The sequence below is a fragment of the Deltaproteobacteria bacterium genome (genome assembly GCA_016210005.1).
In the GTDB taxonomy this organism is placed as follows: Bacteria; Desulfobacterota; Binatia; order HRBIN30; family JACQVA1; genus JACQVA1.
Genome location: JACQVA010000027.1, coordinates 1 through 9,680, shown reverse-complemented (window position 1 = coordinate 9,680; position 9,680 = coordinate 1). Strand labels below are relative to the sequence as shown.

The 9,680-nt window shown below is 63.9% G+C and carries 15 protein-coding genes; 1 reads left to right on the top strand and 14 read right to left on the bottom strand.

The genetic code is table 11. The features are described from left to right. Positions 1-57: 57 nt before the first annotated feature. From HY699_04045 to HY699_04000, 10 genes are all read right to left on the bottom strand, one after another. The gene (locus HY699_04045) at positions 58-267 is read right to left on the bottom strand and encodes a hypothetical protein (protein MBI4514973.1); all 210 of its coding nucleotides are present in this window, start codon (positions 265-267) and stop codon (positions 58-60) included. Then, on the bottom strand, positions 264-500 hold the full coding sequence (locus HY699_04040) for a hypothetical protein (GenBank protein ID MBI4514972.1): 237 nt from the start codon (positions 498-500) through the stop codon (positions 264-266). Before HY699_04040 ends, HY699_04045 begins: the two co-directional genes overlap by 4 nt. A 546-nt stretch (positions 501-1,046) precedes the next feature. Next, positions 1,047-1,754 carry a hypothetical protein gene (locus HY699_04035; protein MBI4514971.1) on the bottom strand — a complete coding sequence of 236 codons (708 nt, stop codon included), beginning with the start codon at positions 1,752-1,754 and terminating at the stop codon, positions 1,047-1,049. A 76-nt stretch (positions 1,755-1,830) separates the two neighbouring features. Next, entirely contained in the window at positions 1,831-2,277 is a 447-nt protein-coding gene (locus HY699_04030; protein MBI4514970.1) for a cupin domain-containing protein, read from the bottom strand. Between the two features lie 324 nt (positions 2,278-2,601). After that, positions 2,602-2,841: a hypothetical protein gene (locus tag HY699_04025; protein MBI4514969.1), complete on the bottom strand. Its 240-nt coding sequence runs from the start codon at positions 2,839-2,841 to the stop codon at positions 2,602-2,604. 148 nt (positions 2,842-2,989) lie between these two features. Then, positions 2,990-3,178, bottom strand: coding sequence for a CsbD family protein (locus tag HY699_04020; GenBank protein MBI4514968.1), 189 nt, complete (start codon positions 3,176-3,178; stop codon positions 2,990-2,992). Positions 3,179-3,498: 320 nt separating this feature from the next. Continuing rightward, positions 3,499-4,773 carry an FAD-dependent oxidoreductase gene (locus HY699_04015; protein ID MBI4514967.1) on the bottom strand — a complete coding sequence of 425 codons (1,275 nt, stop codon included), beginning with the start codon at positions 4,771-4,773 and terminating at the stop codon, positions 3,499-3,501. A 42-nt stretch (positions 4,774-4,815) separates the two neighbouring features. After that, a complete protein-coding gene (locus HY699_04010; protein MBI4514966.1) occupies positions 4,816-5,313 on the bottom strand; it encodes a septal ring lytic transglycosylase RlpA family protein in 498 nt (165 codons plus the stop codon). A 310-nt stretch (positions 5,314-5,623) separates the two neighbouring features. Beyond that, complete coding sequence (locus HY699_04005) at positions 5,624-6,316, bottom strand: OmpA family protein (protein MBI4514965.1); 693 nt, start codon at positions 6,314-6,316, stop codon at positions 5,624-5,626. Continuing rightward, the gene (locus HY699_04000; protein MBI4514964.1) at positions 6,259-6,411 is read right to left on the bottom strand and encodes a hypothetical protein; all 153 of its coding nucleotides are present in this window, start codon (positions 6,409-6,411) and stop codon (positions 6,259-6,261) included. The genes HY699_04005 and HY699_04000 overlap by 58 nt, the downstream gene beginning before the upstream one ends. Before the next feature lie 372 nt (positions 6,412-6,783). On the opposite strand from HY699_04000, the gene HY699_03995 reads away from it, so the two are divergent. After that, a complete protein-coding gene (locus HY699_03995; GenBank protein MBI4514963.1) occupies positions 6,784-6,975 on the top strand; it encodes a hypothetical protein in 192 nt (63 codons plus the stop codon). Here the strand turns inward: HY699_03995 and HY699_03990 are convergent. From HY699_03990 to HY699_03975, 4 genes are all read right to left on the bottom strand, one after another. Then, positions 6,965-7,696: a hypothetical protein gene (locus HY699_03990; GenBank protein ID MBI4514962.1), complete on the bottom strand. Its 732-nt coding sequence runs from the start codon at positions 7,694-7,696 to the stop codon at positions 6,965-6,967. The genes HY699_03995 and HY699_03990 overlap by 11 nt on opposite strands. Before the next feature lie 116 nt (positions 7,697-7,812). Then, entirely contained in the window at positions 7,813-8,655 is an 843-nt protein-coding gene (locus HY699_03985) for a polysaccharide deacetylase family protein (GenBank protein MBI4514961.1), read from the bottom strand. A gap of 78 nt (positions 8,656-8,733) precedes the next feature. Continuing rightward, the gene (locus HY699_03980) at positions 8,734-8,889 is read right to left on the bottom strand and encodes a DUF3309 domain-containing protein (GenBank protein ID MBI4514960.1); all 156 of its coding nucleotides are present in this window, start codon (positions 8,887-8,889) and stop codon (positions 8,734-8,736) included. A 24-nt stretch (positions 8,890-8,913) separates the two neighbouring features. Next, a complete protein-coding gene (locus HY699_03975; protein ID MBI4514959.1) occupies positions 8,914-9,099 on the bottom strand; it encodes a YtxH domain-containing protein in 186 nt (61 codons plus the stop codon). Between the last annotated feature and the right edge of the window lie 581 nt (positions 9,100-9,680).

Genomic DNA, 9,680 nt, shown 5'->3' with positions numbered 1-9,680 from the left:
GCTCGGTTCCGCCGGCCGCGCCGTTTCCCTTCGAATTCTCCGAATCACGCATGGCGCTCACCTCGTTCCACGAGAGACGAGGCGGGCGACCAGATAGCCGACGCCGACGGCGGCCAACACCGCCACGACCGGCCGTTGTTTGATGAGTGCGCGGGCCTGTTGCTCCAGGTCCGTCACCTTGGAGCGGACTGCCGCGATGTCTGGTTGCACCTGCTCCGTGCCCCGCGGCAAGGGCGGCTCCTCCGCCATCTGATCTGTGGTCATCATGGTCTCCTTTGTCCGGCAGCGCCGACCGAAGCCCCGCGACTGCCCAGCCATACACCGACGAGAAATGCGTCAATCGCCCACGTCAGCGGGAACTTCTTGATGTGCTCGCTCACGTCGAGTGTAGACCCGGCCGCACCCGTGAGCTGGTGCACGGCGACGCGCACCTCTTCCCGGTCCCGCTCGATCCCTTGCAGGAGGTCCTCACGCTGTTCGGCGAAGTCGGTCTTTTCCACGGTCAGTTCTTTCCTTCGGCTGGTAGCCGACGTGCCCACCGACATAGCGGAGCAGCAGAAACTGTTGTGGCAGCTCTGCGATGTCGAGGCAGTTGGCGGGAAAGGTGTCCCGAGTGCTTACCGTCAGTCCTTTGGATTGGAGCATCGCAATGAAATTGTCGTAGTGCTTTGCGAAGCCGAACTCGTCTCGGGTGCCGACGTCCATATAGATGCGCTGCGTACCGATGTCCGTTTTCGAGCGCGCATCCAGTCGGGTCAACGGATCTTCGGCCAACCAGTTCGCCCGATCGGGGTCGTAGTCGAACCGGCCATTGTTCTCACCGTAGTCGCCGGTGCCGGCCACGCCATCGAGACCGAAATCACCGAACGGCTCGCCGGCATCGAAGACGCCGTTGCCGTTCGTGTCGACGAACGGCTCCGAGAGATTCACGACGATGCCATCGCCGACGTCGTAGATCCCGTCGCCGTTCAGGTCGGCGAGCATCCGCCCGCCGACATCCACACCGGTGGCGCCACTGGCGATCTGTGGCAGCGACCCGCCGGCGACTAACAGGACATCGACCGGCTGGGTTGCCGTCTCATTCGTCTGGCGCAGGCCAGCTTGGTTGGCATCGCCGCCATCGAGGAACCCAGGCGGGTTCGCCGGCAGCGTGAAGTTCCCAAACGCATCGTCGCGCAGGATGGCTGCCGGTTCGGAATCCATCGCCAGATAAACTGCCGCGAGGGATCCGGATGCTGCAGGAAGGGATTGCCGAAGGCGATGACCAGGTCCTTGACCATCGACAGCCGCGTGTCGCGTCCGGGATAGGGTGCTTGGTGATCGAAGGTGAAATCGTCGCCGACATTGGTCGGAATAGCCGTCTGCGGTCTCACCTCGAGGTTGTCGTTCACCATGTCCCGCAGGAGTTGCCGCATATCGATGGGGCCACTGAGGGCAGCGATCGTACCGAACAGTTCGGCTTGCTTCGCGCCCAGGTTCATCGCGCCGTACGCGCGCATGGAGACTCCTGCGAGCGCACGGAACTGCCGGCGCGCTTGCAACGAGTCCGGCGTAGGGGTCTGCGTGGGACCAGAGGTGTTGGTAGGAACGCCGGTGGGGAGCGGCGTATTCGTCGGCGTTGGAGCGAAGTTGGTTCGGGTGCTGGTGGGCGTGCCGGGACCGCTACCGCCGTGCCCGCCGCACGCGGCGAACACGGCCATCGCGAGAAGAAGAACCCGTAGAGATAACAATTGGGATTTACCGCGTCGCTTCATCGGCCATGCCTACGGACCCACTTCGCTGAAGCGGGTGGCATCCATCGCCGTGACGAACCGACCGCGGCAGCGCGCCTCACTGTTCCGCCGGATGCGCCGCCTCGGTCGACAGCGTGAGCAAGAAGGCCGACTCGCGCATCGCCTCAATGGCGTGCGGAATCTCCGCGTGCAGAGCGAGCAATTCCCCTTTTCCCAGCGTGATGGCTTGCGCGTCGGTGTGGACCCGCAGGCTTCCCTGGATCACCTGGAGGCTGAGCTGTCCGTCCGCGCGGTGCATCGGAATCTCAGTCTTGCCGTGCATTGCAATCAGCACAATGCGCTGTCCCCGACTCTTCATCAGTGTCATGGCGTTGCGTCTACTCGAGCGCCACGTTTCCTCCGCCTTGATCCGCTTCAGCATCACCGGCAGGTCAAACGACAGCCACGCGCCGTCCAGCGGACGCTCCTCCCTTGCGTGCGATCTCTCTGACGCATTCATCTTGTCCTCCTTGTCATCCAAAGCGCCGGGCTTCTCGTGCTCCACAGGGATCGGTTCGTCTTCGGCGCGGATTCTCTGCTGACTTGTACAAGGGCAGGGCAGCTACCGTAAGCTCGGACTACTACGCACGTGGTTCTACGCGCATGGTCGTCGCTCTCACACTGCTGGCGGGATCGGCAGGCTTGTCACACGCATCATGGCGGAGGGTGGCCAGCGACCCTTCCGGATCGACACCGATTCCCTGATAGTCGGCCGGTTACGCCGCGGGGCATGTTCCGTATGCGCGATGGACAGCGGGGACGACTACCCGGAGGTGCTCCGGGATGATCTCGCGACCGTCGGGAACACTTCACAACGCGTGGGGCTGGCTTAGACATGTTGTTCCCATCGATGCCGTTGTGCCCTCAGCTCGGCCAACGATGCCCTAATGGCGTCGATCTCATCATCGTGAAAGTGGTCCTTGTTGGCTTCCAACTGTTGCTCTAGCCTGGATAGCCTACTTTCTAACTCGGCGACATCGTCAGCCCGCGACAATGGATCAAAGGCTTTGGAGAACAACGCCAGCTCGCTCATGAACCAATCCCGGGTAAACGCCACAGTTCCAGCCATGATGAATTCCTTCCTCCGAAAGAGTCAGAAATAACCTGCTCCGGCAACGACACCATGCGCCGACCGTCTTCCGGTCGCGCGCTTCGAGCGCGGTGGTGACCGCCGCTCCACCGTCGACCGCGCCACGACCGCGGCCCAAGCCTCACCCTCAGGCGAACAAACCTTTGACCCAATCGAGACAGTTGTCCACCATCTCAATAAGGTCCTCCACCATCTGCTTGATGTTCCCGACAGCCTGGTCGACCAGACCCTTCCGCTTCAGCTTCGCATTGCCGGTCAGGGCTCCCGCAGCTTCCTTCACGCGTCCCTTCAGTCTATCCGACTTGCCGCTGGCCATGGTCAATCCTCCTTGTCTTTCCTGCTGGTTCTAGGCAGGCCCTTAGAGAGCAATGGCTGTGCCGGGATTAGCGTTCGTCAGGCCTAACGTGCCTGGGATGTCTTTTCGAGATGCGGCGTATCGACACTGGGAAATGGTTTGCTCCAATGGGAATGCGGCTTCGCCCCACACTTTATGACCATGAACCTGGTCGCCACGTTCGTGCCCGGCCTCCGAATCCAGCGGACGTGATCGCCGCGACTTTGAATTTTGCCGCCGTGATGGCTTACCCTCCCTAGTTGCGGTGCCCTCTACAAGACTCAGCGTATCGCGCAGCTCGGTCACACTCTTGCGGCGATCGTCCTCTCGAACTCGACTTCCGCGCGCAGACTCTCCATATCGCGGTGAACGAAAGCCACGGCCAGCTTCTTGCCCCCGCGGCGATACGTGATCGCGCAGTTACGCGTGTCAGCGTCAAGTTGCCCGTCGATCTCGGCCGTGTCCCAGCGCTGGGCGTGACCCACATACGCGAGGCTGAAGTCGTACTGCTCGGTCCAGAAGAACGGTACGGCGTCAAACCGCTCTCGCTGTCCAAGCATGTTGCGCGCCGCGGTATGCCCCTGGCGCTCGGCCACCACCCAATGCTCGACACGGATGCGCTCGCCGGTGAGCCGGTCCGGCCAGCGCGCAATGTCGCCGGCCGCGAAGATGCCCGGGACGCTCGTCTCGAGGTGCTCGTCCACCGTGATGCCGCGATCGATGGCGAGGCCTGCCTGGTCCGCCAATGCGATCGCCGGCCGTACCCTGACGCCGGCGACGACAAGGTCAGCCTGCAGGTGTTCTCCGCTCTGCAACGTGACGCTGCGCTCATCTATCGAGGCCACTGTCGTGCCGAGATGGAACGTCACTCCGTGTTGCTCGTGGAGCGTGCGGATGAATTGTCCTACGTCTGGTCCCAGGATCTTTTCCATGGGGACGGTTTCCGGCGCGACCACGTGCACGTCGATGTTCCGCGCTCGAAGCGATGCCGCCACCTCGAGTCCGATGAAGCTGGCGCCAATCACCACGGCCCGCTGCGACACGAGCGCCTTGGCGACAAGCGCGCGGCTGTCAGCCAGCGTGCGCAGATAGTGTACGTGCGGGAGATCCCTGCCAGGCACATCGAGCCGTACCGGCTCGGCGCCGGTGGCGAGCAACAGCGCATCATAGGCATAGCGGGTACCGTCCACGAGCTGCACGTGCCGGCTCGTGGTGTAGATGGCGGCGACGCGAGCGCCCAGCTTCAACTCGATGCCGCGCTCTCGATAGAATCCCGGCGATCGCAGGACCGTGAACTCCTCGAGCGCCGTGCCTGCGAGATAACCCTTCGAGAGATTGGGGCGATCACAGGGCACGGACGGGTCTGCGCTCAGCATGGTGATGCGGCCGCCGTAGCCCTCCGGCCGGAGCATTTCCGCAGCGGCGTTACCCGCTGCGCCACCACCCACGATCACGACCGATTCCGGCATCCCCGCCTTTGCCGGGAATGATTGCTGCTCGGCACCGTCGGCGACTTTCGACAGCGCGACTCCCTTGGCGAGGTCAGGTCCGCTGAGTTCCTTCTTGGTGTCGTTCATTCGATCTCCTTGCGCCTTGCGGCTGTCTCTCTCGCACAAGGACTACGGCGGCGAGAGCACCGGCGTATCAGTGCTCGTCGTTGCCACCGGCGCCTCGTGGCTCTTCGCCGTCCGCTTCTTGGTCGCATGCCGGCGGGGCCTCGCCTCAATCTTGACCTTCGCCACGCCTTTCTTCGACATCCCAATCTGTCGGGCTGCGGCGCGCGAGAGATCAATCTTCCGCCCCTTCACATGAGGACCGCGGTCGTTGATCGTGACCTCCACCGATTTTCCGGTCTCCAGGTTGGTGACCACAGCCTTGCTGCCCAGGGGCAATGTCGGATGTGCCGCGGTCAGCTTATTCTGATCGAATGTTGCTCCACTCGCGGTCTCTTTCCCGTCTTGCGCCGGCCCGTACCAGGACGCGTTTCCGACCTGCTCTACCTTGGACCCCTCAGCGTTGGGCACTTCCTCTTTCACCTGGGGCGCCACCACGGGCGGTGGAAGAGTCTCCCTCCGACTGATCGGCAGCGTGCAACCGGGCAACAGCAACGCAAGCATTGCTGCTCCGATTCCAAACACAACACGACTGCCTCGGTTCGGGCACGGTCGCGGCAGCGGTAGCGCCGTGCAGCGGCAGGATGAGAATGCCCAGCAGGGCGCCGACAATCGAGATGCGTGTGACCATGATCAATCTCCTTCTTGTGCCGCACCCGAGCCCCTGCTCAGATCGCGACACCATTGCACCGACCGTTTGCCGGGCGAGCGTGTTGTCGACGCACTACGCGGAGAGTCTCCTTCGTGTAGAAGGCACGAAGGAGACTCCCTCAGCGCGCGCAGCCGGCGTAGCATAGAGACCCGATCTTGCTGGTCAGTCGCGGGTGCTGACGTCGCTGGTGCTCATCAGCAGCACCTCGACCCGACGGTCGCGTCTGAGCTCTGTGTCGCCGAACGCGCCCGCCCGGATACTGCTCGCCCGCACTCCGGCCTTGATCAGCGCGCTACGCACCGCTTCAACACGACGGTCGCTCAGTTCTTGGTTGCGCGGATCAGTGCCGCGTGGATCCATGGAGCCGTCAATTCCGAGTTGGATGGACGGATTCTGCTTCGTATAGGCCGCGATCTCGGCGACCTTGCTCATGTCCGAAGCCTGAATGTCAGCCCGGTCGTACTCGAATTCGAAGTCCCTGAACGAAGTCCAGCGGTCAATCACGCCCACCGGGCCTTGTGCACCCGCTCCTCCGACTGAGCCTTGGGCGCCTGCAGAGCCCGAACGACCAGTCGCGCCTGCGACACCGGCCGTGGTGATGCCTTGGGCACCCGCCTGTCCGGTTACGCCTTGCACGCCTTCGGCACCCCGACGGCCAGCGGCACCGGCCGGGCCCACTAGGGTTGGGCCTTGAACCCCCTTCTGTCCGGCTATCCCCTGCGCGCCGGCGGGGCCGGCAGGGCCTACAGGGCCGGCAGGGCCGGTCAAGCTAGAGCCTTGAGCGCCTGGCTGTCCGGTTACACCTTGTGCGCCGGCAGGACCGGCAGGGCCAGCGACGCCGGCACGACCGACCACGACGGCGCCCGCGGCGCCCGCCGGTCCGGCTGGACCTTGCGCGCCGGCAGGACCGACAGGGCCCTCTGCGCCGGCAGGCCCAGCCATGATCGCACCCGGGGCGCCCTTCGCACCGACCGAACCTGGCGCGCCAGCGGGACCGGCAGGGCCTTCGGGCCCTTGAGGTCCCACGAGCATGGCACGTTGGTCGGCCACCGATGTCACTGGTTGAGCAGTGCTACAACTCGCGGCTAACAGTGCGACAGCCGCACACAACAATCCTCGTTTCATGATTCCTACCTCCGGCTGATGGTGAATTTGCACCTACCGATTGTTCCGAGATGCGCATCAGCGTGTCCGTAATGTACATAGGGCGCCGCAACGCCGTAAGCTCGGAGTATTACGCGGATGGTTCTACGCGCGTAATCTTACGCTCTCACGCTGCCGGCAGGGATCGGCTACCCTCTGTATCCAAGGAGGACACTAGTATGTTCTACGGATTCAGCACCGGTGTCGTTGGCATCGTCGTACTGATCGTTCTGGTCTTGCTCTTGACGGGGCGACTCTCGTCCTCCGGTCGCCCGCATGGCCATGCCCGCTTCCAGACAACCGCGACCCTCGCACTACCGCCCTCGTCGTTCTCGATGACGGCGCGCTCTGCGATCGCTGTTACGGAATGAGTGAAGGCGCACACAGTCCGGGCCGCATCGAATCATGAGTCTGGGTACGGGGTCGGTCGGGCATCGGCGGAGTTATCCTTGCCGTTCGGCAGCCCCGCCGGGCCAGAATGGGGCGAACTGGAACCACTGGGTCGGGAAGGCCCGATGTGTCGGAGTAGATCACCCGCACCCCCGCGCGTTCGCGCGCCGCGCGGACGTAGTGGTTGGTTGTGGCGTTTACCTCGCGCGCCATGACCACGTTGATCGGTCGCCCGTGCTCACGCAACGTCTTCGCGGCGATGTCCCAGTTGCCGAAGTGCCCGGTGACGATCACCGCCCCATGTCCCTCGCGCAAGGCGTCGGCGACGTTGTCCCGCTCGGGCAGATCCACCTGGATCGGCGGCGGGGACGGACCGTAATACTCCATCGTCTCCGTCATGCAGCGGGCGAACTCGGCGTACATGCGCAACGCCGCCAGCGCGGCCTCGGTGCGGCGCGCCGTGCCGACGATGCGTGCCATGTTGGCGATCGCGCCGCGACGATTCGGACGGACCAGCAAGAAGATCATCGCCGCGGTCGGCGCCGGCAAGCATCGCTTCACCCACTCCGGGCCGTACCCGCATGCGAGCGCTGCGAGCTTCCGCCACCACAGTCCGTCGAAGCGTAGGTTCTGCCGCAGCCGAGCGGCGAAGGAAGACACCGCACTTCCCGCGAGCTGATCTGAAGGCAGCGCCAGAGTCATGGGCCATCCACTCCTGCATGATTCACCAGTCAAAAGACTTGCCCCGGTGCCGCCATTCACAGCGAGGAGCTTATCAACCATTTACTTCTGCCATTTCTGTCCACCCGACAGTGATCTCACGCCCTCGCACCGCCGACCAGCGCCGGCACTGCTGGGTCGCCGAGTTGAGCCGCAAATACCTCGACGATGGGCGCGAACGGCGTCTCGCGAAGCAGCTCGCGGAAGCGCTCGGGCAGACGACGACGGCCGACGCGCAAGAACCAGCGACTGAGGCATGGCGCCACGGGCGACCCCGGATCGAACTCCCACGGATGCAGGTAGAAGACTCCCGCTCCGATGTCGCGCTCGAAGCGCCGCACCCAGCGTCGCCTCAAACGTCTGGGGAGCCACCGCAAGCCGTTGCCGCTGGCCAGCGGGAGATGCAAGAAGGTCAGCAACTGCAGCATCGCCACCGGAATCTCCCACAAGCCGTTTGCATGTTGAAACGGTTTACGCGCACACACGAGATCCATACCTGGCGGCCGGTCGATCGGCAGCACGCTGGCGTCGTAGCGGACCCCCAACTCCTTGAGAATATCGATCGGCCAGTGCACCCCGGCTTTGATCGAAAAGTACGGGGCGCGATACCCGAGCACTGGTCGGCCAATCGCGTCTTCGATGGCGCGCTGCGAACGTGCCACATCGGCAAGGAACTCACGTCGCGTCATCTGCGACACCGGATAGTGACGATACCCGTGACTCCCCACCTCGTTGCCCGCCGCCGCGACGCGCCGTACGAGCGCCGGGAAGCGCTCCGCAACTTCACCCAAGAAGAAGAATGTCGCTCTCACCCCGTGCGCCTCCAGGATGTCGAGCACACCGAGCGTGTTGGCTTCCACGCGGCTCGCGCGCGGCGTGCGCGGATCGACCAGGAAGTCGTGATACCAGTCCTCGACGTCGATGCTGAGAGCGTGCACCATGATACGATCAGCCGAGACCGTGGGAGCGCGGGAGTTTGCGCTCACACAGCGAGGCGGCGATACGGAGGGCCGGAGGCGCTAAAAGTTCAGCCGACCGGTCAGGAACATGATGAGCACGACGGCGAGGACGATGCCGCCGATCCCCGATGGCCCATACCCGTACTGGTGATACCCCCAGGTGGGCAAGCCACCAAAGACGATCAGCAACAGAACGATCAGCAGTAGCAGTGACATAACGATCTCCTTTGTGCCCGAGGTTCAGGCGTTTGGTCCGTTGGTTGACGTGGCCGGCTGTGGCACTTGCGCGCGCAAATGTTCGCCAATCTCGCCGACCTTCTCGGCGATGTCGTGGCGGATTTCATGGCCGGCCTTCGGTGCGAACAACAGGGCTAGCCCTGCGCCCAGGATCATCCCGGTGCCGAAGATGCCGAATGCCGTCAGCATGTCCCCAGTCGCGGAGGACCGCGCCTCCAGACCGACCGCACTTGCGATGTCCTCCTTCGATGGAAGGGCTTGCAAGATGTCCTCAATCTTCATGATCGCTCCTTTGCTGCTCCCGAGTTTCGCTCAGGCGCTCTTGCTCTGAACCGATGTGGAATCGCGCTGCAACATTCGGGCGCCGAGCTCGCGTACGGCGAGCGCTGTAGCCAACCGCGTTGCGGCGCCGAGCAACACGACGGTCAACCGCGAACTGAGACCGCCACCCAGAACGTAACCAATTCCGGCCGCCACTCCGAGGGTGCGGTAGGGCCGCCGCTTCACCTGATCTGTGAGGTAGCGTTCCAGGTCAGCGGTCGTGCCCCGGACCTCAGCGGCAAGTGTCGCCGCATCGTGATGGAGTTGTCGACCGTGGTCGCCGATGGAGCGGGGATCTTGGAGCGGCGGCTCGGTTCCGCCGGCCGCGCCGTTTCCCTTCGAATTCTCCGAATCACGCATGGCGCTCACCTCGTTCCACGAGAGACGAGGCGGGCGACCAGATAGCCGACGCCGACGGCGGCCAACACCGCCACGACCGGCCGTTGTTT

What these genes read in the sequence shown, in the direction of transcription:
- HY699_04045 (MBI4514973.1), bottom strand. Translation starts at nt 267, where the DNA reads ATGATGACCACAGATCAGATGGCGGAGGAGCCGCCCTTGCCGCGGGGC.
- HY699_04035 (MBI4514971.1), bottom strand. Translation starts at nt 1,754, where the DNA reads ATGAAGCGACGCGGTAAATCCCAATTGTTATCTCTACGGGTTCTTCTT.
- HY699_04025 (MBI4514969.1), bottom strand. Translation starts at nt 2,841, where the DNA reads ATGGCTGGAACTGTGGCGTTTACCCGGGATTGGTTCATGAGCGAGCTG.
- HY699_04020 (MBI4514968.1), bottom strand. Translation starts at nt 3,178, where the DNA reads ATGGCCAGCGGCAAGTCGGATAGACTGAAGGGACGCGTGAAGGAAGCT.
- HY699_04015 (MBI4514967.1), bottom strand. Translation starts at nt 4,773, where the DNA reads ATGAACGACACCAAGAAGGAACTCAGCGGACCTGACCTCGCCAAGGGA.
- HY699_04010 (MBI4514966.1), bottom strand. Translation starts at nt 5,313, where the DNA reads ATGCTTGCGTTGCTGTTGCCCGGTTGCACGCTGCCGATCAGTCGGAGG.
- HY699_03995 (MBI4514963.1), top strand. Translation starts at nt 6,784, where the DNA reads ATGTTCTACGGATTCAGCACCGGTGTCGTTGGCATCGTCGTACTGATC.
- HY699_03990 (MBI4514962.1), bottom strand. Translation starts at nt 7,696, where the DNA reads ATGACTCTGGCGCTGCCTTCAGATCAGCTCGCGGGAAGTGCGGTGTCT.
- HY699_03985 (MBI4514961.1), bottom strand. Translation starts at nt 8,655, where the DNA reads ATGGTGCACGCTCTCAGCATCGACGTCGAGGACTGGTATCACGACTTC.
- HY699_03980 (MBI4514960.1), bottom strand. Translation starts at nt 8,889, where the DNA reads ATGTCACTGCTACTGCTGATCGTTCTGTTGCTGATCGTCTTTGGTGGC.
- HY699_03975 (MBI4514959.1), bottom strand. Translation starts at nt 9,099, where the DNA reads ATGCTGACGGCATTCGGCATCTTCGGCACCGGGATGATCCTGGGCGCA.